The sequence below is a fragment of the Parasedimentitalea nitratireducens genome (assembly GCF_057444295.1).
Genome location: NZ_JBYAXC010000003.1, coordinates 119,320 through 142,375 on the forward strand (window position 1 = coordinate 119,320; position 23,056 = coordinate 142,375).

The following is a 23,056-nucleotide window of genomic DNA, read 5'->3' on the forward strand; positions in this document are numbered from 1 at the left end:
TTCGAATTTTCCGGGTCACGAGGAACCGAAAAGGACGATACATGTCTGCCCTACATATCAAAAAAGGCTCGACCCGCCACTCTGCCTATAACCTACGCCCGACATTTTCGGACGTACAGGAACGGCACGCAATTGCGGTTCTGGTTGAAAACGAACCCGGTGTGCTAGCCCGTGTCATTGGCTTGTTCTCGGGCCGTGGTTACAATATCGAAAGCCTGACTGTGGCCGAGGTGGACCACACTGGCCACCTCTCCCGTATCACTGTTGTCACCAACGGCACGCCTCAAGTCATTGAACAGATCAAAGCTCAGCTCGGCCGCATCGTATCTGTGCACGATGTTCATGACTTGACTGTAGAAGGCCCAACTGTTGAACGTGAACTGGGAATTTTCAAGGTCTCGGGCGACGGTGAAAAACGAGTCGAGGCATTGCGCCTGGCCGATATTTTCCGCGCCAACGTGGTCGACAGCACATTAAACAGCTTTGTGTTTGAAATCACCGGTGCGCCAGACAAAATCGACGCCTTTGCCGATCTGATGCGTCCCTTGGGACTGGTTGAAGTCGCCCGCACGGGTGTCGCCGCACTGCTGCGCGGCGACTGATATCTACGACTTGGACTGTTAGCTTACACAGCGGCGCGATGTATCTTCGCGCTGCTTTTGTTTGGTTGCCCCTGCAAAGGGGATGATCTGCGCCGTTGGCCGATTGTCTCTTTCACTAGCGGTCGAACAGGGTTGCGCCGCTGACAGGGTCTCGGCAAGCCCCGAACAGGCCGCTTCAGCCAGTACCAGCGGATTTTCGACCACGCGCTTATTCTGTTGCAGGGTCATGTCAAAGCAGATCAGATCACCTTCGTGCAGGCTAATGTCTGCCTCTTGCTGATGCTGTGTATAATACGCCAGGTCTCCCTGATCCTCACACCAAACCACTGCTTTTTGTTGGGTTTGGTCGCTCCAAAGTACTACACCATTCATGTCATGCCTCATTTTGAACGCCCTTCAATTCTGCGTCAAAGAAGAGCGTTCAAACATGGTAAATTCGGTGTCTGGCACTTGCATTTTGTGTCTAAGCGGCTAGCATTTTGAAACAAAGCAGCGTCACTTATGATGCCGATTGGCGTCAAATGGGAGATTTATGCCCGAATTTTGGTGCAACCAAAGTAATATTGTCGATTATTGAGTTAAACAAATCTAAGGTCACAGACCAATGTCAAAGGTTAACCGGTCCCCAGCAGAATTACGCAACATGTTCGGAGCCAACCTGCGTAAACTGGCAAGACGATACCCCTCTATTTCAGAGCTGTCTCGCCAGCTTGGAATAAATCGAACGCAGTTCAACCGTTATCTCTCGGGTGAAAGTTTCCCCCGACCCGATGTGTTGGAAAGAATCTGCTCTTTCTTCGATGTTGATGCACGTATCTTGCTGGATCCGGTTGATAAAATCGACACCCATGGGCAGGTTCTAAATGGGTCTGTTCTAAGTGACTTTCTGGGTCCGGGAATTGGCCTTCTTTCAGAAGAGACTTTTCCTTCAGGTATTTACCGGTTCTCACGACGCAGCTTTGTAAAGGACCATCAGTACCTGCTAGGCCTCTCTCTCATTTTTCGCCAAGACGGCGTCACTTATGTCAAAGGCTACGAAGCCAAAGATGCTATGCGGCACCAGGGGCTGCCTACCGACCCAGACTCACGGGAGTTTCGCGGATATGCCGCCCGCCAGGATGACGGTGTAGCACTGGTCATTGCTCGGCGGGGGGCACTGACCTGTTCGTTTAACTATCTGTCCCGCGCCGCGTCTCTCGAGAACAATTTCTGGGTTGGCTATGTAAGCCGCACAGTCCGTGAAAATCCTGGTTCAACCCGGGCAACGCGCATGGTCTATGAACACTTGGGGCATAACACGGGCGAGATACTCTCCGCCGCGCGTCAAACAGGATTTGTCTCAGAATCGAATCTGATGCCGTTCCATCGTCGACTGTTACAGGTCGACGCTCCATTTCGATAAACCAGCACAATACAATCCAACATGTCGCCTTGAGATAAGTCAGGTCGCGAAATGGGCGGACAGAGGTTCTTTGCAGGGGTTCACTTATGTGGAGCCAAAGCGAGGATCCTCTATGTCTAACACCGACTTATCCGCGGTTCGTCAAACCATCGAAACCGCTCGTGGATTGGCCAACGCACATTACACCAACGGTGCTGTCTACGCAGAGGAAAAACAGGCGCTGCTTTTTGATCAATGGGCAGGTCTGGCGGTTGCGGCGGATGTGCCCGAACAGGGTGACGCAGTTCCTCTGGAGTTCATGGACATCCCGCTGTTGCTGATCCGCGATCGCCAGGGGGTGGTGCGGGTCTTTCAAAACACCTGCCGCCATCGCGGCATGATCCTGGTTGATGCACCGCGCAAGATTGAAGGCGCCATTCGTTGCCCCTATCACAGCTGGTGTTACTCAACCGACGGCAAGCTGGTCAACACCCCACATGTGGGCGGACCCGGGCAAAACACCCATGCGGGCATCGACCGGGCACTGCTGGGGCTGATCGAGGTCCGCAGCCACATCTGGCGCGATGTGGTCTGGATAAACCTGTCGGGCACAGCCCCGAGCTTTGAAACAGCCATGGCAGATGTGATCACCCGATGGGCTGAGTTTGACACTCCACTGTTTCACGGCGGGGTCGACAGCCGCTTTCAGCTGGACCTGAACTGCAACTGGAAACTTGCGGTGGAAAACTATTGCGAAAGTTACCACTTGCCCTGGGTGCATCCGGGTCTGAACAGCTACTCCCGGCTCGAAGATCACTACCACATTGAACACCTCGGCCACTACTCGGGTCAGGGCACCTGGGTCTATCGTCAGCTCAGCGATGACAACGCCCAGGTATTTCCGGATTTCAACGGGTTAAGCGACAAATGGGACAAGGCCGCTGAATATATCGCGCTCTATCCCAACGTGCTGATGGGTGTGCACCGCGACCATGCCTTTGTGATCCTCCTGCATCCCCAAGGCCCCGGACACACCCGGGAACACATCCATATCTACTATGCCAGCCCCAACACCAATGCCGAATTGCGCAGTCGCAACACGGAACAGTGGAAACAGGTCTTTGCCGAGGATGTATCTGTGGTCGAAGGCATGCAACGGGGCCGCAATGCACCGGGGTTTGACGGAGGGCGTTTTTCTCCGGCGATGGATGGGCCAACCCATCTGTTCCACGACTGGGTTGCCGCCCGACTGCAAGACCACCGCACCGGGCCAAACGGTGTGGCATGACCGAATTAAACGCTCGTCTGATGGCCGCCCATGCCAAGAGGGATAAGCTGGCCTTGGTTTCCTTTTATACCGAGGCTGTACAGCTTGAAGATACCGAGGACGCAAAAGGTTTTTACCTCACCCAGGCCTATGTCTTTGCGCTTGAGTGTGATCATCCAGATACCAAAACCCTACGTCAGAAATTGGTTGAGATGGGACGCGAGGAACCGGCGGGTTAGCCCCATGCCCAAGGGTGTTGCGCACCCAGCGTACGCTCTGGTCACGCGATCTTCGCCAATTCCTGCCAAAGTGCAGCCTGATCATGATCACCGCCCGGCCTGACAAGCCCGGCACCCAAAAAACGGGGCCCCTTGTGAAAGGGGCGCTATCGAGATGCATTTACGCTCGGGGGATAAAGTCCCCGACCAGCTCTGCTTTGGCGACGTCGCCATTAGTAACCGAAACCAATATTGGACTGATCGGCCGCTGATAATACGGTCTAGCCCCCGCTTGGTGGCCCTTCGCCGTGGGCTATGTTTCGCCCGCAATAACGATAAGACGATACACGTGCCAGCTTGCATGCCCCAGCAAGGGCAGCACTACCAGCAACCCCACAAATCCAGGCATCATTGCCACAAAGGTGGCAACGGAAATGAAGATAGCCCAGCCAAGCATCATGGTAAAGTTATTGGTAACATACTGAAAACTGGTGATCATTGCGGTAACAAAATCGACTTCCCGGTCCAGCAGAAGCGGCAACGACAGGACGGTAAGCATATAGAGCAACAACGCAAAAATTGCGCCGACAATTGATCCCACCCCCAGCATCATCAGGCCGTTGGGGGTCACAAACACCTCTAGTGACGAAGACACATTGGTCATCGGCTTCAGCCCCAGAAACAGTGCAAAAATCATATGCCCCAGAAAGAACCAGAACAGAAAGACCACAACAATGATAGCGCAGATCGATGGCAACTGGCGGCTGCCCTGCTGCAAGATGGCGGCGAACACGGCGCTGATATCCTTGGGCTTTCCTTGCTCCAGCCGGTGCGACACTTCATAGAACCCAACCGCTGCAAAGGGACCGATCAGCGGAAACCCGATTGCAGCCAGTACCAGCCAATAAGTGGTGCCGGTGGCCTGGGTGATCCAAGCCATCGCCCAGCCAGCCAGAACATAGAGCGCCGAAAACAACAGCCCCAGTTCGGGCCGGGCCTTAAAATCCCTCCAGCCACGCCGCAAGGCCTCGCGCAAAATCTCAGCAGTCATTGGCCGCAATTGCGGCACACCAAATTCTCTTTCCCTGCTCATCTCGTCTCCTCCCAAAGACAATCTGCCTGTTCACCGGGGTGGTGGTCGTTTCTCGGGCCACTTGGTGGCCTCATGATACCCTTTACCCAGTTCCAAAATCTCCCGGTCGCGCCCAAGCGCGCCAAAGATCTGTATGCCCATCGGCAGGCCCGCAGCACCAAACCCAGCTGGTGCAGCAAGACTGGGGAGCCCCAACAGGCTCACCGGCACCACAACCTGCATCCACCGGTGATAGGTATCCATAGCAACACCTGCGATCTCGCGCGGGTAATCAATCTCCACATCAAACGGCCAGCATTGGGCGGTGGGCATCACCAGCGCGTCATAGTCTTGGAACAGCTTCACCGCCGCCCGGTGCCAGTTCGAGCGCTGCTCTGATGCCTTCTGGATCTGCGCGCCGGTCAGTGCCAAGCCACGTTGCAGCTCCCAGATTGCGGTATCTTTCAACTGGTCCTCTCGACCGACAAAGGTTTTGAGCCCCGCCGCCACTGCAAAGGAACGCAGGGTGATCCAGCTGTCCCAGATCTGTTCAGCAGGGAACGGCGGCGCCACTGGTTCAACCACATGCCCCAGTTCCTCAAACACCTTCAACGCGCTTTCGCACTGCGCCAGAACTCCGGCTTCCATCGGGATCGCCCGGCCCCAGTCACCCAGCCAGCCAATGCGCTTGGGCCCCGACTGCGCCCGGCTCTCTGAAAGGTCGTGCGACAAAGGCGCCCGAGGATCCGTGCCTGCCATGACATCCAGCAACAGCTCGATATCACCAGGACTGCGCGCCATTGGCCCCAGTGTGGAAAGCTGGTGCAAATACAGATCGCCATCGGGTTCCGGCGGCACCCTGCCCCAGCTGGGACGGAACCCGTAGACATTGTTCCACCCCGCCGGGTTGCGCAGGCTGCCCATCATGTCAGACCCATCCGCCAGCGCTAGCATCCCCGAGGCCAGCGCCACCGCTGCGCCGCCGGAAGACCCGCCACAGGTGCGCATTGGATCATACGGGTTTAGGGTCGCCCCATGAACAGGATTGAACGTATGAGAGCCCAAGCCGAACTCGGGCGTATTGGTCTTGCCGATAAAAATCGCCCCAGCGCGGCGCATGCGTTCAACGATCAGATCGTCTTTCTGCGGCACAAAATCCGCAAGCGATGGCGAACCTTGGGTAGATCGCAGGCCTGCCACATTGGCCAGGTCTTTAACCGCAATGGGCAGACCGTGCAGCACGCCCCGATTGGGGGCTTGATCGGCGGCTTTGGCCTCGGCCATCAACTGATCACGGTCTCGCAGCGAAACAATTGCGTTCAATGCCGGGTTTACCGCATCAATACGATCCAGCGTTGCCTGCATCAGATCGACGGCAGATAGGCTATTCCTGCGCAATTCACCCAGTAAATCAGACGCAGAGCGGAAGGTCATAGACATAGGATTTGGCAGCTCATGTTAAAGTCATGCGCAGCCTAGCCTGAGGATTTTCAGATGCAAATACACGTCTCACATACATCTTACCGAAATGTATGTATTGCGGTGGCTTAAGGCCTAGACGCCCTGCGCTTCGGCCCGGCTTTTGCCAGCAACGTCCAGCGCCAGCGTCGCCGCCATAAAGCCATCCAGATCCCCATCCAGAACACCCTTGGTGTCCGAGGTCTCATGACTGGTACGCAGGTCTTTGACCATCTGGTACGGCTGCAGAACGTATGAACGGATCTGGTTACCCCAACCTGCATCCCCAGCGTTTTCGTGGGCCTCATTCACCAGCGCGCTGCGTTTATCCAGCTCCATCTGGTACAGACGAGATTTCAGGGCCTTCATCGCGATGTCGCGGTTTTGGTGCTGGGATTTTTCCGAGCTGGTCACAACAATACCGGTGGGATGGTGGGTAATCCGCACCGCCGAGTCGGTGGTGTTGACGTGCTGACCACCTGCGCCCGAAGAGCGGTAGGTATCAATGCGGATATCCGCCGGGTTCACCTCGATCTCGATATTGTCGTCTACCACGGGGTAAACTTTGACCGAGGTAAAGGAGGTGTGGCGCTTGGCAGCCGAGTCAAACGGTGAAATCCGTACCAGACGGTGGACACCACTTTCGGATTTCAGCCAACCATAGGCGTTATGACCGGAAATTTTGTAAGCTGCAGATTTGATGCCAGCTTCTTCGCCAGCACTTTCGGATTGTAGTTCAACCTTATAGCCCTTCTTTTCGGCCCATCGAATATACATCCTCGCCAGCATCGAGGCCCAGTCGCAACTTTCGGTGCCACCCGCGCCCGAGTTGATCTCAAGAAAAGTATCATTGCTGTCAGCCTCGCCATCCAGCAGCGCCTCCAGCTCTTTTTTGGCAGCTTTTTCCGCCAGCGCCTGCAGTGCCTGTTCGGCGTCTGCGATGACCTCATCGTCCTCTTCCATCTCGCCCAGCTCGATGAGTTCGATGTTGTCGGTCATATCCTGCGCGATGCCGTTGTAGGTCTCCATAGCGTCCACCAGCATTTGCCGTTCACGCATAAGCTTCTGGGCCGCTTCAGCGTTATCCCATAGGTTGGGATCTTCGACACGTGCGTCAAATTCCTCAAGCCGATGAGGCGCGGTATCCTTGTCCATCCGCTGGGCGAGCAGCTCGAGCGATTTTTCAATCTGAGTCACAAAGTTCTGGATCTCGGCGCGCATTGGATTTCCTTGGAATGACCTGTCAGTGCTGCGTGATAAACCACCCGAGCGTCGCGGGCAAGCAGACTGCAAGTTATGGCCAGAACAGCGTTAGCCCGAACAATTTTAATTAAACCTATTGAAAATATAGAAATGGAGAAGGACTAAAACATTTCTTAGTCAAAGAAAAAGTAACCTTCACTTTGTAGCACAATTTCACGGTTATTTTGCGAAAGCATCATGGTCGTCGAGCAAAAACAAAAAAAGTGCTGCAAGGACAAACAGGTATGCTCCAGGGTTACATCGTACAGCTAGGCAATGGCTCGCTCGACTCAGGCGATACCATTGTTGGACCTTATTCGAGTTTCACAACCGATACCGCGCTTGGCGCAGGAACCTGGACATGGACCGGATATGTCACCGATGACGAAGATGATCCGCCGGTTTACTACGCAAACGAAGTCGAAAACGGGGACTATTTTCTGGGCACTGACGGCAACGTCTACTTCGTCCCGTATTATGGTGCGGTTGATACCCTAGAAGGCGCAACCGTCACCACCGCCCCCAGCTACTCGGGTGCGGATGGGGTCATCGATGGAACCTCTGGCGATGATCTGATCAATTCCAGCTACGTCGACTCGGATGGTGACGGGGTAGACAATGGCAACGGCGGCGGCGCAAGCGGCAACCAAGACACCATCAACGCCGGTGACGGTAATGACACGGTGAAAGCAGGAGCAGATAACGACACCGTCTATGCGGGCTCTGGCGATGACAGCGTTGAAGGTGGAGCTGGCGATGATGCCATTTTGGGCGGCCTTGGTAACGACACACTGTCAGGCGGCGATGGCAACGACCAGATGTGGGGCGAAGACGGTGCTGACCTTCTGCAAAGCGGCGACGGAAATGATGCGGCCTATGGTGGTGATGGCAACGACACCCTAATGGGGTCCTACGGCCAAGATACGCTGCATGGTGGCGCAGGCGATGATAGCCTTATGGGCGGCGACGACAGTGACCTCCTGATGGGGGATGTCGGCAATGACACGCTGCACGGTGGTGGGGCAAGCGATACCCTGCATGGTGGGGCTGGCGCTGATCTTCTGGATGGCGGTTATGGTGACGATAGCCTAACCGGTGGCGATGGCGGCGACATCCTCAAAGGGGCGCAAGGTGCGGATGTTGTAGATGGTTGCGCCGGTGACGACTGGCTGTGGGCTACCCAAGGCGACACATTGGATGGCGGATCTGGTGACGACAGTTTCGTGATCGACGACCTGTTGGAGAGCGGATCTCAATCCATCACCATCATCGGTGGCGATGATGTCCAGATCGCTGGAGACACCCTGCATTTTAACGGCCATCTGGTGCCCGGCAGTGTCAACATCACCTCAACCGATCCAGTTACCGGCCTAACCGGGACAGCCCTGTTGTCCGATGGCAGCACCGTGGCCTTTACCGGCATTGAAACGATCATTTGTTTCACCACCGGGACACGGATTGCGACCCCCGCTGGCCCACGGCTTATTGAAACGCTGGAACCGGGTGATCTGGTGCTCACGCGCGATCATGGCCCGCAGCCCATTCGCTGGGTTGGTCAAACCACCACCCCTGCCCTGGGCGATCTGGCCCCGATCCGTATTGCTAAGGGCCAATTTGGCGCCACGCGCGATCTGCTGGTCTCACCCCAGCATCGGATGCTGTATCGCGGTTCCATGGCGCAGTGCCTGTTTGGAGACACCGAAGTGCTGGTAACGGCCCGTCATATGCTGAACGATCAAACCATCCGCCGCCAGGTCGGTGGTATGGTTACCTATGTCCACCTGCTCATGGACCAGCACGAGATCATCTTTGCCGAAGATGCGCCAACCGAGAGCTTCTTTCCCGGCGATCAGGCGATGGAAGCACTGGAGGATCAGGTTCGTAACGATCTGTTTTGCCATGCGCCCGAGCTACGCACCCGCAATTCAAACTACCATTCTACTGCACGACAGTGCCTGTCCAGCAAGGAAGCCAGCATTTTGCGCCAATAAATTTCTCTAATGTACCAAAAAATATCATTCGCATTTTCAATACCCTAGGGCTGTCAGCCGCTGGGTAGCTAAAACTGTGCGTATTTTCTACAGAAACGTAAAATTTCCGCAAATCAGTTCCCTGTACCTGTTCACAAAAGGTCCATTTTTTTGGGCTCAATTTTGTGTACGGGAACAGCAGTATGGCCCAAGGTTATCTGGTATCACTAGGCGATGGCAGCCTTGACTCGGGAGATGTGATTTCGGGGTCCTATACCAGTTTTACGTCTGATCAGGTCCTTGGGGGTGGTCAGTGGACATGGACTGGAACCGCCGGAGGTAGCTTTTACTCCAATGAGGTAGAAAACGGCAGCTATGTCCTTGGAACGGATGGCAATGTCTATTTTGTGCCAAGCTATGGCGCGGTTGATAGCCTGAGCTCGGCAACGGCAACAAACCCACCAACCTATTCTGCGCTGGATGGCACAATTGACGGCACAGCCGGGGTGGATCTTATCGATGCCTCCTATATTGATCCTGACTCGGATCAAATCGATAACGGTGCGGGCGGTGGACTGTCCGGTAATGACGACCAAATTGAAGCCGGTGCAGGGAATGACACTGTGCTTGCTGGTGACGGAAGTGACACCATTTATGGGGGAGCCGGAGGCGATAGCATCAGCGGAGACGGTGGCGATGATGTCATCTATGGTGATACCAGCTCGGGCGACGCTGGAAGCACAGTCAACATCACGGACGCCAACGTTACGGAGACCTCTAACGGATATACCGTCACCGCCCAGAGCATATCAGGAGGCGCACTGACAGCGGCAAACGCATCAAACCTGTCTTCTTACGATGGTGGTTTTGGCGTGGCCGGATCTGTGAGTGACTCGGACAGTGGCGTGACCGAACAGATTGGGTATGACAAGGCAACAGGCCTGTCCGAAGCGCTGATAATTCAATTTGAAAACGATGTCAGCGACGCGAACTTCAGCTTTGAACACCTTTATACATCTAGCTACGCCGAAACAGGCCACTGGGCGGTCTATAATGACGGGGTATTGGTCGCCGAAGGCGATTTCACCGAAGACACCGCAGGGACAGGGGTAGGAAGCGTTGCGATCAGCGGGGTTGGAGATTTTGACCAGCTGGTTTTGACTGCCAACATTCAGACAGATCTGACTGATGGTTCTGATTACATGGTGACCGACGTGAGCTTTACGCTGCCGGACATCGAACCCATCGGATACGATGACAGCCTTGCAGGGGGCGCGGGCAACGACACGCTATATGGCGAAGGTGGGAACGACACCCTGTTTGGTGAAGAAGGTGCGGATGTTCTCTCTGGCGGCGACGGGGACGATGTTCTGGATGGCGGGCTAGACAATGACACCCTGCAAGGGGGCGTTGGCAATGACCACCTGTATGGACAAGAAGGCGCAGACAGCCTGCAGGGTGGATATGGTCACGACACTTTATCTGGCGGCATCGGCGACGACACCCTGGATGGGGGGCATCACAACGACCTGTTATATGGCGGCGAAGGCAATGACCTGCTGCTGGGTGACAAAGAAAACGACACGCTTTATGGCGGCGACGGGGACGACACGCTGGACGGCGGGGTAAACACCGACGTCCTTTATGGCGAAGGCGGAAATGATTCACTCGTCGGCGGCATTGGGGTCGATACCCTGGATGGGGGCGACGGTAATGACACCTTAGACGGTGGCGCCAACGCGGATACATTCATTGGTGGCCAAGGCGCTGACAGTGTTCTGGCCGGCGCTGGCGACGACATGATCCTTGTCGCCGAAGGTGACACGGTTGATGCCGGAGATGACAGCGATTCCATCACCTTGACCGACTACGCCGAAGCGGGGTCTTCGACCATCACGATTGATGGTGGCGAAGGGGGAACGACTGATTGGGACGTCCTGAACTTTAACGGTCTGACAAATTCGGATGGCGTTACAATCACCAGCACGTCACCCGACGGGACACTGGCGGGCTATGCGACGCTGTTAGACGGCACGGTTGTCAACTTCTCGAATATCGAGCAGATCATCTGTTTTACAACGGGCACGCGCATCGCCACCCCCGCTGGTCCTCGGTTTATTGAAATGCTGGAGCCGGGCGATCTGGTGCTGACCCGTGATCACGGCCCGCAGCCCATTCGCTGGATTGGCCAGACCACCACCCCTGCTCTGGGCGATCTGGCACCTATCCGGATTGCCAAGGGACAGTTTGGCGCCTCGCGCGATCTGCTGGTCTCACCCCAGCACCGCATGCTGTATCGCGGCTCCATGGCACAGTGCCTGTTTGGCGAATCCGAAGTTTTGGTGACTGCCCGTCATATGCTGAACGATCAGACGATCCGCCGTCAGGTGGGCGGTATGGTCACCTATGTCCACCTGCTGATGGATCGCCACGAGATCATCTTTGCAGAAGATGCTCCGACTGAAAGCTTCTTTCCCGGCGACCAGGCACTGGAGGCGCTGGATGATCAGGTTCGCAACGATCTGTTTCGCCACGCTCCCGAGTTGCGCTCAGCTCACTTGGGCTACGAGCGGACGGCACGGCACTGCCTGTCTGGCAAAGAAGCCAGGACGTTGAGCTAGTACAATCCACCGGAACTGACGGTGCCAAAGGTCGCCTTGGGGCCCAGAACAGCAGTACCGCCGCTTGAGGTGGTGACCTGACGCCCGGTTGAGTTGACCTCTTCGAACAGCGGCAGGTTTGAGCCCATGGCAAAACCACCGTCATAGCTCAGACCAAAGATCGGCTCGGCGCCATCGCGGAAGTACTCGGCAACTACATATTCACCGCTGGCCTCATCCGGCAAGCGCGCGCCGGTGAACCGGTCAATCTTGATGAAGTGACCACCGGGCGGCACGTCAAACGGACCGCCACCATATTTTGCTGTGGCTTCTTTCATGAACTGCTGGAACACCGGACCACAGGTATTGCCACCAAAAGTGCCGCGCCCCAAGGGCCGTGGCCGGTCGTGGCCGATGTAGCAACCTGCCACGATGTTGGAGGTAAAGCCGACAAACCAAACGTCGCGCGCCTCGTTTGTGGTCCCGGTTTTGCCTGCGGTCGGAACGCCAAGGTTCACATTGCCCGAGGCTGTGCCGCGTTCAACCACGCCCCGCATCATCGACGTCAGCTGATAGGCGGTGATCGGATCCATCACCTGATCACGGTCGGTCACAATACGCGGTGCTGCGCCTGCTGGCAGTGACACCGAAGAACAATCGACACAATCCCGATCATCATGGCGGTAAATCGTTTGGCCTTCGCGGTCCTGAATACGGTCAACCAGGGTTGGCTCCAGGCGCTCCCCGCCATTGGCAAACATCGCGTAAGCCGTGACCATTTTGTACAGTGTGGTCTCTTCGGATCCCAGCGAGTTGGCCAGATAAGGTCCCATTTCCTCGTAAACACCAAAGCGTTCGGCGTAACCGGCCACCACCGGCATTCCAACTTCCTGCGCCAGACGAATGGTCATCAGGTTCCGCGAACGTTCAATGCCGGTGCGCAACGGGGTTGGGCCATAGAATTTGTTGGAGGAGTTTCGTGGGCGCCACAGGCCTTGGGGTGTGTTCACCTCAATCGGGGCATCCACAACAATGGTCGCCGGGCTATAGCCGCTGTCCAGCGCGGCGGCATAGACAAAGGGCTTGAAGCTGGAACCGGGCTGACGCTGGGCCTGGGTTGCGCGGTTGAACACCGAATGCTGGTACGAGAACCCGCCCTGCATCGCAATAACACGGCCGGTATTAACGTCCATCGCCACGAAGCCGCCCTGCACCTCGGGCACCTGACGCAGCGACCAATGCTGGAACGCGTCATCCTTGGTTTCGGCAACAACATGGACCACGTCACCAACAGTCAGGTTGTCCTGGAAGCTGCCTTTCATCCATTTGATGTCAGCGCGCGGGACTACGCCAATCTCATCCACGCCATCAACGCCGACCTGCAACTCCTTGTCACCAACACCCAGCACTACAGCGGGCAACCAATTGCCCCCCAGAATGACATCGCGTGGCACTTCCAGTTCAGCCAGCGTCTCCCGCCAGGCATCCCCGTTTAGCTGCTCAGCCGAAATGGTCAGATCGGTGCCACGCCAGACCCCACGCGAGCGGTCGTATTTTTCCAGTGCCGTACGCAAGGAAAGCGCTGCAACTGTTTGCATTTCCTCATCAATTGTTGCCCGCACGGTAAAGCCACCGGTGAAGAACTCACCCTCGCCAAAATCAACCGACAGCTGACGGCGAATCTCATCTGTGAAGTAATCGCGGGGCGGCAGGGCAGTGCGGAAGCTCTCAAAATCACCATTCTGAACCGAGCGCAGCGGTTGCTCGACTTCTACCTTGAAAACTGCCTCAGAGATATATCCGTTCTGGAACATCTCACGCAGTACATAGTTACGGCGATCTGTCAGACGCTGCTTGCCACGCACCGGATGAAATTTGCCCGGCGCTTTGGGGAGAGAGGCCAGAAAAGCCGCCTCGTGCGGAGCAAGCTCACCTAGGGTTTTGTTGAAATAGGTCTGCGAGGCTGCGGCCACCCCGTATGAGTTCTGACCGAGGAAGATCTCGTTCATATAGAGTTCGAGGATCTGTTCTTTGTTCAGGGTCTCTTCTAGACGTGTTGCCAGAATGATCTCCTTGATCTTACGCGCGGCCTTGCGGTCACCAGACAACAAAAAGTTCTTCATCACCTGCTGGGTGATGGTCGAAGCCCCACGAACGCTTTTGCCACCCGAGACAACCGCTTCATAGGCTGCCTTGGCTATGCCACCTAGGTCGTAGCCTTGGTGGCTATAAAAGTGCTTATCCTCGGCCGAGATAAATGCCTGTTTCACTAGATCAGGGATCTCATCTGACGGTGTAAACAGGCGGCGCTCTTTGGCGAATTCATCAATCAACTGCCCCTCACCGGAATAGATCCGGCTGATGGTTGGCGGCTGGTATTGCGCCAATGATTCGTGGCTGGGCAAATCACGCCCATAAATCCAGAACACTGCGCCAATTGTCAGGGCCACCATCGCAATACCTAGTGTTATGGTACTAAAAATGGAGCCAAAGAATGAGAGAATAAACCTAAGCACTGTACTGCCTTCCTGTGCACATGCCGTCTATATAAGGGGGCCAGCGCAAATGGTCAAAACAACAGATGGCGATTTCACGCCACCACTCGCTGCGCCGGATCTTGATCTGGCCAAAAATATCCCGGGGGTTGGTACAGAGCCCCAAACAACGCCACTTTTACCGCTATTGACGCACCAGAGCGCGGCGTGCTGCGTCTTCCTCGCGCCAAGTCACCAAACCGCTCAAGATCCCGGCAATCATGTCCTTGCGCCAAGCAGGATCTTGAATATTTGCCAGATCCCGGGGGCTCGACAGAAATCCAATCTCGATTAGCACCGAAGGAATGTCAGCTGCTTTGAGCACTGAAAAACCTGCTGATCGCAAGGGTCGGCGGTTCATCGGCCCGCCTTGATCGCTCATGCCCTTGACCAAAGACTGCGCCAGCGCATCGCTGCGCGGTTGGGTTTCCTGTCGCGCCAGATCCAGCAGGATACCGGTCACACGATCATCTGTGTCACTCAGATCAACGCCCGCCAACAGATCGCTGCGATCATGGCGTTCAGCCAGTTTGGCCGAGGCCACATCGGAAGCTTCGGGCGACAGCACATGCACCGTTGCCCCATGCGCCATACCGTCAGACAGGGCATCTGCATGCAGGGAAATGAAAACATCCGCGCCAGCCTGATGAGCCAGTGCAATCCGACGTTCCAGCGACACAAAATAGTCGCCATCGCGAGTGAGCTGGACCTGGAACCGGCCCGACCGCACCAAGGCCTCGCCCAGTTCGATGGCAAAACCTAAAATCAGCTCTTTCTCGACCACAGTCCCATGGGCCCCATGTGCCTCGGCCCCCGGATCGATGCCGCCGTGGCCTGGATCCAGCACCACCAGAAGGGGCGCGTCTGGCGACTTGGTCACTGGCGCAGGCAAGACTTCGGCTGCTGGCAGATCCCAGCGCGGATCCGACGGCGCACCGGCATTGGCAGCGAACTCTTCGGCGCTTGCCGGATTCAGTGTCACATGCAGGTTGGCATGAGCCGTGACAGTATCAATTTCGAGGGCTGCGCTATTGATCATCATGGGATCTGCCATCTGCAACACCATCCGCGACCACCCGGGCACATAGGTACCAAATTTCGCCTCGGAGATCCGCTCTCCCTGCAGCAGCGCCTTGGAGCTCAACCCCCGCCAGTCGACTTCTTGAAAATCCAGAACCAAGCGAGGTGGGTTGTTCAGGGTAAACAGACGATAGGGCACACCCTGACTGAGCCCCAGAACAATGTCCGTGCCGCCGTCATCACCATCTGTGATCTGGCTTTTCTCGGCAACAACACGCGCCAAGCCACTGAATTCCTGAGACAAGCCCGGCTGCGCGAGGCATGCCCACAAGACAGCCATAAAAGTGAATACTCTGCTCATTAACCCCAAGCCTTTGTTGGTCTTGTGCACCACAGTTCGATCTGCATCAGACTGAAACGCCGTTGATTGGACCAGAACGAACCGCTCTTATGCGCGTTGTTCCATAAACTGTTTCAACCGCGCCAGCCCCTCTTCGATATCCGAGGTAGACCGCGCATAGGAAAACCGCAGCGTGGTTGCGCCGCGCACAGGGTCAAAATCTAGCCCCGGTGTCACCGCCACCCCGGCTTTGTCCAGGATCTCGGCGGCAAAGGCACGGCTGTCCTGGGTCATGTCTGACACATCAGCATAGACATAAAACGCCCCATCGGGAGGCGCGATATTGGTGAAGCCTGCTTTGGGCAGGCCCTCCAACATCAGCTGACGGTTTTTGGCATAGACGGCCAGGTTCTCGCGCATCTCATCTTGGCAATCCAAAGCCGCCAACGCGGCAACCTGGCTGGCATGGGGGGCGCAGATAAACATGTTCTGCGCGATCCGCTCGATCACCCGCACATGGTCGTCAGGCACCACCATCCAACCAACACGCCAGCCGGTCATGGAAAAGAACTTGGAGAAGGAATTAATAACGTAACACTCGTCGGTCAGTTCCAGCGCCGTCACCGCCTTGGCCTCGTATTCCAGCCCATGATAAATCTCATCCGAGATAAAGCTGGCGTTTTGTGACTTGGCCGCGTCGATCAAGCCCCCCATGGCGGTGTGATCCAGCATGGTGCCGGTTGGGTTGGCGGGCGAGGCCACCATCAATCCGGCTAGATCCAGCCCTTCCAGATCTCCAGCAACTGGCTGCAAGCGGTTTTCCGCCGCGGTTTGGATATCCACCGGTGTCAGTCCCAAGGCGCTGAGGATCTGCCGATATGATGGATAGCCCGGTGCGCCGATGCCGACCCGATCGCCACTGTCAAACAGAGCGGTAAAGCCAAGCAGAAACGCCCCGGAAGACCCCGGCGTCACGATCACCCGGTTTGGGCTCAGATCAACGTTATACCATTCACCATAGAGCTGAGCGATGCGTTGGCGCAGTTCAGGCAGGCCCAGGGCCACCGTATAACCAAGGTTGTTGTCTTCCAGCGCAGCAGCCAGTGCACGACGCGCCCCCAGTGGTGCACCGGTCGAAGGTTGGCCAACTTCCATATGGATAATGTGGCGCCCCGCTTCTTCAGCTTTGCGCGCGGCTTCCATCACATCCATCACAATGAAGGGATCGACTTGAGACCGGGTTGAGTTTCGCATCTTTGTCTCCCATGGTGCGGCCATGACTTTTGACCGTTTATCCAGGCTGGCGTCAATCCCGGCCCTATTGTTGAGTGCGCTATTCTTTGTGGCCTCGGCCCTGCCCTCGGCCGCGATTACCTTGCTGCGTGATGCAGACATTGAACACGGGCTAAACAAACTGGCCACGCCGGTGCTGAATGCGGCTGGCTTAAATCCTAAACGCGTGCGGGTTCTGGTGGTCAACGATTCCAGCTTCAACGCCTTTGTCATTGATTCGCAGACCATTTTTGTGAATTACGGCTTGATCCTGAAGGTCACAAGCCCCGAGATGTTGCAAGCCGTCATTGCCCACGAGGCCGCCCATATCGCCAATGGCCACCTGTCGCGCCGCATGCAAAACATGCGATCGGCCAATTCGGTGGCTGGATTGGGCATGGCACTGGCCGTATTGGCGGCCGCGGCCGGAGCTGGCGAAGCCGCCGGAGGTCTTGCAATTGGTATTCAAAGCTCTGCCTTTCGCAGCTTTCTGGCCCATACTCGCGCCGAGGAAGCATCGGCTGACCGCTCCGCCGCCGGATATTTGACCCGCGCAGGCATCAACCCGCAGGGAATGGTTGACCTGCACCAGATTTTTGCGGGCCAAGAATTGCTCAGCGCGGCCAACCAAGATCCCTATTCGCGGTCGCACCCGCTCAGCCGAGACCGAGTGCGCGCAGCCAAGGCCTATGCCGCCAGCTATGGCGGAGACACCAGTCGTGACGCCACCGCAGACTATTGGTTTGCCCGCGTGCGCGGCAAGCTGTCAGCCTTTTTACGCTCTCCCAAATGGACCAGCCGCCGCGCAAGTGAGGAAGCGCACAAAGATATTCGGTTATTGCGCGAATCCGTCGCTTTTCACCGTCAGAACAAGCTAAACAAGGCGCTGAACTCCCTTAACAAAGCTCTGTCTCTTCGACCCAATGACGCCTTTTACTATGATTTAAAGGGCCAGATCCTGATGGAGAACCGGCGCTGGAACGAGGCTTTGGCGGCTTATAAACGGGCTGTTGATCTTGCCCCAACCGAGCCTCTTATTCTGGGTGGATATGGTCGTGCATTGCTGGCAGCAGGAAAGCCAAAGCAGGCCATTCAAGCCATGGAGAAAGCCCGCGCCAGGGATTTCCGCGATGCGCGATTGCTGCGGGATATGTCCATTGCCTATGCCAAGATCGGACAAAACGGTATGGCAGCGCTGGTCACCGCTGAACGATACGCCCTGCGTGGCCGGATGGAGGACGCTGAACGACACGCAAAGCGTGCTACCGCCCTGCTGCCACGCGGAGCCCCCACATGGCGCCGTGCACAGGATGTACTGGTCGCCGCGGAACAATACCAAAAAAGGAAGAGAAAATGATCCGCTTACCCCGCGCCTTTACTGGCGCTGCAACCGCACTTGCGTTGCTGACTGCTCCGGTTCAGGCGCTTGATCTGAATGAGATGAACGCAGCTGAACGTGAGGCCTTTGGCAAGGCGGTACGGCAGTATATTCTTGAAAACCCGGAATTGATTATCGAGGCGGTCAACCTGCTGGAGCAACAGCAAGCTGCGGCTGAGGCCATGCAAGACAACGAGTTGGTTGCGGCCAATTTGGATGAGCTACAGGACGACGGCTATTCCTGGGTTGGAGGCAACCCGGACGGGGACATCACGCTGGTTGAATTCATGGATTATCGCTGTGGATTTTGTAAACGCGCCGCTCCCGAGGTTGAAAGATTGCTGGCCGAGGATGGCAATATCCGTCTGGTGGTCAAAGAGTTCCCAATCCTGGGCGATGCTTCGATGCTGGCCTCTCGCTTTGCTATTGCAACCCGGATTGTGGCCGGTGACGGCGCCTATAAGCAGGTGCATGATGCACTGATCGCACTCAACGGTGAGCCAAACGAGGTGTCGCTGCGCCGCCTGGCCGACGGCCTGGCGCTTGATACAGATGCAATCATGGCCATGATGGACGACGACGAAATCACCTATGAGCTAACTCAGACCCGTGCGCTGGCACAGCGGATGAAGATCTCGGGCACCCCAACCTTTGTACTGCAGGATGAATTGCTGCGCGGTTATCTGCCTGCCGATCAGTTGTCGATCATTGTAGCTGATAAACGCGATCAGCGTGGCTGATATGTGTAGGGTGCGTGTTTGCACGCACCTTTCGCGCTCAGCTCAGTGACCTATTCCGCCGCTGCTTCGGCTTCCAAAGCGGCGGCCTTTTTTTCGACCTCGCCAACGATGTGATCGATCATCTGGTCGTTGTTCATCTTGTGGCTGGCCTTGCCTGCCAGATAAACCATCCCTGATCCTGCCCCACCACCGGTAAAGCCAACATCGGTCATCAGCGCCTCGCCAGGGCCGTTGACCACGCAGCCGATGATCGACAGGCTCATTGGGGTGTGGATATGGGCCAGACGATCTTCTAGCGCTTCAACCGTCTTGATCACATCAAACCCCTGCCGCGCACAGGACGGGCACGAGATGATGTTGACGCCACGGTGACGCAGGCCAAGAGATTTCAGGATTTCAAAGCCAATTTTGACCTCTTCCACCGGATCGGCGCTCAAAGATACCCGCAGGGTGTCACCGATGCCCATCCACAAAAGCTGTCCCAGACCAATCGCCGATCTAACCGAGCCAGAGACAAAGCCGCCAGCCTCGGTGATGCCAAGATGGATCGGCGCATCGGTGGCATCGGCCAGCTGCTGATAGGCGGCGGCGGACATGAAGACATCAGAGGCTTTGACCGAGATCTTGTAGTTGTGGAAATCATGGTCCTGCAGGATGCGGATATGATCCAGCCCGCTTTCAACCATCGCATCAGGACAAGGTTCGCCATATTTTTCTAGCAGGTGCTTTTCCAATGACCCGGCGTTGACTCCGATACGGATCGAACAGTTGTGGTCCTTAGCGGCTCTAATAACCTCGGCAACACGGGTTTCATTCCCGATGTTGCCGGGGTTGATACGTAGACAGGCAGCCCCTGCCTCAGCGGCCTCGATCCCACGTTTATAGTGGAAATGTATGTCGGCAATGATCGGCACCGGGCTTTCCGCCACGATCTCTTTCAAGGCCTTGGATGATGCCTCGTCGGGAACCGAAATCCGCACCAGATCGGCCCCTGCCTCCGCGGCGGCCTGCACCTGGGCGATAGTTGCAGCAATATCCGTGGTCAGCGTGTTGGTCATGGTCTGCACTGCAATAGGTGCGTCGCCACCAACTGGCACATTGCCCACCATGATCTGGCGGCTTTTACGACGTTCGATATTGCGCCAAGGGCGGATGTGATTGATCGACATGTTGGGGATCCAGGCTAAAGATCAGTTACCTTCAGATACGCGCAGATCCGGCCCGCTGCAATGGCACATGCGTGTTAAGGCAACTGTGTTGAGTGCGACTGATGTCTTACTCCGAAACCACGCCCGCTTCGAGTTCCGCCACCATTTTTGCAAGATCCCGATCTTGCTCGAGATCGGCAACGTTGAAACGCTCTACCACGCCATCAATAGACAACGGCAGATTTTTGGTGACTTGGCCACGGCTTCCAACAGGGCCGAAGTGCGCGCCATTCAAAGCAAAATAGATGGCGCTGCTTTCGCCCGTGCGCAGCAATGGTGCCTCTTCAGTTGCAAGAACTTCATAACGTTGGCCCGGTTGCATAATACCTTCGAAGATCACACTGCCGTCTGCCGCGCTGACCCGCACCCAAGATTTGCGTACCGCAACCATTTCCATTTTCGGAGCCGCTTGTTCAACAACTTGTGGTACCGATTGAGGCTGTGGCGCAGTCAATGAAGACATGCCAGCCAAACGCCGGGTCTCGGCAACCTCTGTACTGGGGCTTACAGGCGCAGCAAAGCTGCCAAAGCTGCTGGGATCGAGCGTCGAAATCGGAGCGTCCCGCGCCATCATAACTGGAACATCCAGAGCCTGCGGACGATACAAACGGTGTAGCGCATCAGCCGAGGGGCCATCTTCGGAAATTACGGGGTTCAATCCTGCGCCTTGTAGGGGGTCCAGCTCTGCCAATACCACGGGTGTTTGCTCAACTGGGGCCATTTGTACCTGTTGCACTTGTTTCAGTACCGTCCAGCCGCCAAATCCGATACCACCGATCAGAGCAAGCAACACCAACGATGAACCAATCGCCCGCGCTTCGAAATTGGCAAAGGCACTGCCACTTTTGGGTGCAAAGGGGGTATTAGGCGCGGTAAAGGCATCGGTCCCTAACCCACCCATGCCAGTGGCAATAGGGGCTGGGCCCTCGCGTTTGCTCGACGCCTTGGCAGACATACCATGGGCCACTTCGAACCCGCTTTCGCGGCAGAAATCATCGAACACCTGTTCGGGATCCATATTCAGATACCGAGCGTAAGAACGCACATACCCAGCGATGAAGCCGGGGGTGTCAAATACGGTTGGGTCCGAGTTTTCGATGGCAGCGATGTAGGAGGCTTTGATTCGCAATTCCCGTTGCACATCCAGCAGTGACTTACCCAAAGTTGCGCGCTCACCGCGCATGGCGTCACCCAATCGAAACTCATAATCATCAAAGCTTTTGGGTTCGACGACTTCTTGCGCCTTGGATCTGCGCTGAGTAATGCGCCTAATCATGCCGCTTTCCTAACCTGCCCGCCACGTAGTCTCCAGAACACCTGACGAATCATCCCATCGATTCGATTGTGCCCTTTCGTTGACGAATTGGTAACACATTCAAAAATAATTTGTAGGGGGCTAGTGACTTAGCCTGCGAGATCGGCACGATTCAGCGCACAATGGGACCACAGAGCGTCCATTGCACACACAAGGGCATCAATCTCCTTGGGTCCGTGGACTGGCGACGGTGTGAAACGCAGTCGTTCGGTGCCGCGTGGCACAGTAGGGAAGTTGATTGGCTGCACATAGATGCCATGATCGGCCAACAACATGTCACTCAACTTTTTGGTATGCACCGGGTCACCAACCATCACGGGAACGATGTGGCTGCCGTGATCGATGATAGGCAAGCCCATCCCCTTGAGCCGTAGTTTTAGAATTTTGGCCTGTTGCTGGTGCAGTTCACGCAGTTCAGGTGCCTGTTTCAGGTAGGCAACAGAGGCAGCGGCACCCGCGGCAACAGCTGGGGCCAACGAGGTGGTGAAGATAAAGCCTGGCGCATAGGAGCGAATAGCGTCCACCATCTTGGCGCTGGCTGCGATATAGCCGCCCATCACACCGTAAGCCTTGGCCAGGGTGCCGTTGATGATGTCGATACGATGCGCAAGATTGTCGCGTTCGGTCACGCCGCCACCGCGTGGGCCATACATGCCCACCGCGTGCACTTCGTCGATGTAGGTTAGCGCGTTAAACTCTTCGGCCAGTTCGATAATCTCTTCGATCGGACCAAAGTCGCCATCCATCGAGTATACCGATTCAAAGGCGATCAGTTTTGGCGCCGACGGATCATCAGCTTGCAGCAGTTCACGCAGATGTTCGACGTCATTATGACGGAACACGCGTTTGGCACCACCGTTGCGGCGCACACCTTCGATCATCGAGGCATGGTTCAGCGCATCCGAATAGATGATCAGACCAGGAAAAAGCTTAGGCAAAGTCGAAAGCGTTGCGTCATTGGCGATATAGGCTGAGGTGAACAGCAGTGCAGCTTCTTTGCCATGCAGATCCGCCAACTCGGCCTCGAGCCGTTTGTGATAGACAGTGGTGCCAGAAATATTGCGAGTACCGCCCGAGCCTGCGCCAGTTGCGTCAATCGCTTCGTGCATGGCCTCAAGCACAACAGGATGCTGCCCCATTCCAAGATAGTCGTTGCCACACCAGACGGTAATGTCTTTCTGGCTGCCATCCGGCTGGGTCCAGACTGCATGCGGAAATTGGCCCTTTTGGCGCTCAATATCGATAAAGGTCCTGTAGCGACCTTCTTCGTGCAATTGGTCGATTGCTGTGTCGAGTTTCGCGGTATAGTCCACCGGTTTCTCCATAGCTTTCCCGGCACCCCGGAGTTGAGGCGACTGTGCCGTATTCACCTTTGTGAATAGTAAACCTGCGCGCCCGTTTCGATCAACCACATACGTCCCGTCGAGCCGCCGTAGCCT

Annotated in this window: 18 protein-coding genes; 8 read left to right on the forward strand and 10 right to left on the reverse strand. The window is 56.2% G+C overall.

Going from position 1 to position 23,056, the window contains the following annotated elements; genetic code table 11:
• Nucleotides 1–41 precede the first annotated feature (41 nt).
• Nucleotides 42–602 (forward strand): acetolactate synthase small subunit, encoded by a 561-nt coding sequence (gene ilvN / locus AC2T28_RS11210; RefSeq protein WP_486749083.1) that lies wholly within the window; start codon nucleotides 42–44, stop codon nucleotides 600–602.
• 18 nt (nucleotides 603–620) lie between these two features.
• Here the strand turns inward: ilvN and AC2T28_RS11215 are convergent, their stop codons facing one another.
• The gene (locus AC2T28_RS11215) at nucleotides 621–974 is read right to left on the reverse strand and encodes a hypothetical protein (RefSeq protein WP_486749084.1); all 354 of its coding nucleotides are present in this window, start codon (nucleotides 972–974) and stop codon (nucleotides 621–623) included.
• A 232-nt stretch (nucleotides 975–1,206) separates the two neighbouring features.
• Between AC2T28_RS11215 and AC2T28_RS11220 the strand changes: the two genes are divergently transcribed.
• The 3 genes from AC2T28_RS11220 to AC2T28_RS11230 all read left to right on the forward strand — a co-directional run bounded on the left by AC2T28_RS11220 (nucleotide 1,207) and on the right by AC2T28_RS11230 (nucleotide 3,489).
• Nucleotides 1,207–2,004 carry a helix-turn-helix domain-containing protein gene (locus tag AC2T28_RS11220; RefSeq protein ID WP_486749085.1) on the forward strand — a complete coding sequence of 266 codons (798 nt, stop codon included), beginning with the start codon at nucleotides 1,207–1,209 and terminating at the stop codon, nucleotides 2,002–2,004.
• A gap of 112 nt (nucleotides 2,005–2,116) precedes the next feature.
• Entirely contained in the window at nucleotides 2,117–3,271 is a 1,155-nt protein-coding gene (locus tag AC2T28_RS11225) for an aromatic ring-hydroxylating oxygenase subunit alpha (protein WP_486749086.1), read from the forward strand.
• Nucleotides 3,268–3,489 (forward strand): hypothetical protein, encoded by a 222-nt coding sequence (locus AC2T28_RS11230; RefSeq protein ID WP_486749087.1) that lies wholly within the window; start codon nucleotides 3,268–3,270, stop codon nucleotides 3,487–3,489. Before AC2T28_RS11225 ends, AC2T28_RS11230 begins: the two co-directional genes overlap by 4 nt.
• A 292-nt stretch (nucleotides 3,490–3,781) precedes the next feature.
• Here AC2T28_RS11230 and AC2T28_RS11235 read toward each other — a convergent pair whose 3' ends face one another.
• From AC2T28_RS11235 to prfB, 3 genes are all read right to left on the reverse strand, one after another.
• Complete coding sequence (locus AC2T28_RS11235) at nucleotides 3,782–4,561, reverse strand: DUF2189 domain-containing protein (protein ID WP_486749088.1); 780 nt, start codon at nucleotides 4,559–4,561, stop codon at nucleotides 3,782–3,784.
• 30 nt (nucleotides 4,562–4,591) lie between these two features.
• Nucleotides 4,592–5,980: an amidase gene (locus tag AC2T28_RS11240; protein ID WP_486749089.1), complete on the reverse strand. Its 1,389-nt coding sequence runs from the start codon at nucleotides 5,978–5,980 to the stop codon at nucleotides 4,592–4,594.
• A gap of 114 nt (nucleotides 5,981–6,094) precedes the next feature.
• Entirely contained in the window at nucleotides 6,095–7,219 is a 1,125-nt protein-coding gene (gene prfB, locus AC2T28_RS11245; protein WP_486749090.1) for a peptide chain release factor 2, read from the reverse strand.
• Between the two features lie 266 nt (nucleotides 7,220–7,485).
• Between prfB and AC2T28_RS11250 the strand changes: the two genes are divergently transcribed.
• Both AC2T28_RS11250 and AC2T28_RS11255 read left to right on the forward strand, forming a co-directional pair.
• Nucleotides 7,486–9,231, forward strand: a complete 1,746-nt coding sequence (locus AC2T28_RS11250; RefSeq protein ID WP_486749091.1) for a Hint domain-containing protein — start codon at nucleotides 7,486–7,488, stop codon at nucleotides 9,229–9,231.
• Between the two features lie 182 nt (nucleotides 9,232–9,413).
• Nucleotides 9,414–11,831, forward strand: a complete 2,418-nt coding sequence (locus tag AC2T28_RS11255) for a Hint domain-containing protein (protein ID WP_486749092.1) — start codon at nucleotides 9,414–9,416, stop codon at nucleotides 11,829–11,831.
• Here the strand turns inward: AC2T28_RS11255 and AC2T28_RS11260 are convergent.
• The 3 genes from AC2T28_RS11260 to AC2T28_RS11270 form a co-directional block, all read right to left on the reverse strand.
• The gene (locus tag AC2T28_RS11260; protein ID WP_486749093.1) at nucleotides 11,828–14,326 is read right to left on the reverse strand and encodes a penicillin-binding protein 1A; all 2,499 of its coding nucleotides are present in this window, start codon (nucleotides 14,324–14,326) and stop codon (nucleotides 11,828–11,830) included. The genes AC2T28_RS11255 and AC2T28_RS11260 overlap by 4 nt on opposite strands.
• Nucleotides 14,327–14,489: 163 nt before the next feature.
• Nucleotides 14,490–15,725 (reverse strand): N-acetylmuramoyl-L-alanine amidase, encoded by a 1,236-nt coding sequence (locus AC2T28_RS11265; RefSeq protein ID WP_486749094.1) that lies wholly within the window; start codon nucleotides 15,723–15,725, stop codon nucleotides 14,490–14,492.
• An 87-nt stretch (nucleotides 15,726–15,812) separates the two neighbouring features.
• Entirely contained in the window at nucleotides 15,813–16,958 is a 1,146-nt protein-coding gene (locus AC2T28_RS11270; RefSeq protein ID WP_486749095.1) for a pyridoxal phosphate-dependent aminotransferase, read from the reverse strand.
• 22 nt (nucleotides 16,959–16,980) lie between these two features.
• On the opposite strand from AC2T28_RS11270, the gene AC2T28_RS11275 reads away from it, so the two are divergent.
• Both AC2T28_RS11275 and AC2T28_RS11280 read left to right on the forward strand, forming a co-directional pair.
• Nucleotides 16,981–18,333, forward strand: coding sequence for a M48 family metalloprotease (locus AC2T28_RS11275; RefSeq protein ID WP_486749096.1), 1,353 nt, complete (start codon nucleotides 16,981–16,983; stop codon nucleotides 18,331–18,333).
• Entirely contained in the window at nucleotides 18,330–19,094 is a 765-nt protein-coding gene (locus tag AC2T28_RS11280; RefSeq protein ID WP_486749097.1) for a DsbA family protein, read from the forward strand. The genes AC2T28_RS11275 and AC2T28_RS11280 overlap by 4 nt, the downstream gene beginning before the upstream one ends.
• 50 nt (nucleotides 19,095–19,144) lie before the next feature.
• Here the strand turns inward: AC2T28_RS11280 and ispG are convergent, their stop codons facing one another.
• From ispG to hemA, 3 genes are all read right to left on the reverse strand, one after another.
• Nucleotides 19,145–20,263: a flavodoxin-dependent (E)-4-hydroxy-3-methylbut-2-enyl-diphosphate synthase gene (ispG, locus tag AC2T28_RS11285; RefSeq protein ID WP_486749098.1), complete on the reverse strand. Its 1,119-nt coding sequence runs from the start codon at nucleotides 20,261–20,263 to the stop codon at nucleotides 19,145–19,147.
• Between the two features lie 106 nt (nucleotides 20,264–20,369).
• Nucleotides 20,370–21,578 carry a helix-turn-helix domain-containing protein gene (locus AC2T28_RS11290; RefSeq protein ID WP_486749099.1) on the reverse strand — a complete coding sequence of 403 codons (1,209 nt, stop codon included), beginning with the start codon at nucleotides 21,576–21,578 and terminating at the stop codon, nucleotides 20,370–20,372.
• A 128-nt stretch (nucleotides 21,579–21,706) separates the two neighbouring features.
• A complete protein-coding gene (gene hemA, locus AC2T28_RS11295) occupies nucleotides 21,707–22,930 on the reverse strand; it encodes a 5-aminolevulinate synthase (RefSeq protein ID WP_486749100.1) in 1,224 nt (407 codons plus the stop codon).
• Nucleotides 22,931–23,056: the final 126 nt, after the last annotated feature.

Excerpts from the sequence above, each read along its gene's own strand:
- AC2T28_RS11230 (WP_486749087.1), top strand. The coding sequence starts at position 3,268 with ATGACCGAATTAAACGCTCGTCTGATGGCCGCCCATGCCAAGAGGGAT.
- AC2T28_RS11265 (WP_486749094.1), bottom strand. The coding sequence starts at position 15,725 with ATGAGCAGAGTATTCACTTTTATGGCTGTCTTGTGGGCATGCCTCGCG.
- AC2T28_RS11225 (WP_486749086.1), top strand. The coding sequence starts at position 2,117 with ATGTCTAACACCGACTTATCCGCGGTTCGTCAAACCATCGAAACCGCT.
- AC2T28_RS11235 (WP_486749088.1), bottom strand. The coding sequence starts at position 4,561 with ATGAGCAGGGAAAGAGAATTTGGTGTGCCGCAATTGCGGCCAATGACT.
- AC2T28_RS11280 (WP_486749097.1), top strand. The coding sequence starts at position 18,330 with ATGATCCGCTTACCCCGCGCCTTTACTGGCGCTGCAACCGCACTTGCG.
- AC2T28_RS11275 (WP_486749096.1), top strand. The coding sequence starts at position 16,981 with ATGACTTTTGACCGTTTATCCAGGCTGGCGTCAATCCCGGCCCTATTG.
- AC2T28_RS11290 (WP_486749099.1), bottom strand. The coding sequence starts at position 21,578 with ATGATTAGGCGCATTACTCAGCGCAGATCCAAGGCGCAAGAAGTCGTC.
- AC2T28_RS11250 (WP_486749091.1), top strand. The coding sequence starts at position 7,486 with ATGCTCCAGGGTTACATCGTACAGCTAGGCAATGGCTCGCTCGACTCA.
- ilvN (WP_486749083.1), top strand. The coding sequence starts at position 42 with ATGTCTGCCCTACATATCAAAAAAGGCTCGACCCGCCACTCTGCCTAT.
- AC2T28_RS11220 (WP_486749085.1), top strand. The coding sequence starts at position 1,207 with ATGTCAAAGGTTAACCGGTCCCCAGCAGAATTACGCAACATGTTCGGA.
- AC2T28_RS11215 (WP_486749084.1), bottom strand. The coding sequence starts at position 974 with ATGAATGGTGTAGTACTTTGGAGCGACCAAACCCAACAAAAAGCAGTG.
- AC2T28_RS11255 (WP_486749092.1), top strand. The coding sequence starts at position 9,414 with ATGGCCCAAGGTTATCTGGTATCACTAGGCGATGGCAGCCTTGACTCG.
- AC2T28_RS11270 (WP_486749095.1), bottom strand. The coding sequence starts at position 16,958 with ATGCGAAACTCAACCCGGTCTCAAGTCGATCCCTTCATTGTGATGGAT.
- AC2T28_RS11240 (WP_486749089.1), bottom strand. The coding sequence starts at position 5,980 with ATGTCTATGACCTTCCGCTCTGCGTCTGATTTACTGGGTGAATTGCGC.
- ispG (WP_486749098.1), bottom strand. The coding sequence starts at position 20,263 with ATGTCGATCAATCACATCCGCCCTTGGCGCAATATCGAACGTCGTAAA.
- prfB (WP_486749090.1), bottom strand. The coding sequence starts at position 7,219 with ATGCGCGCCGAGATCCAGAACTTTGTGACTCAGATTGAAAAATCGCTC.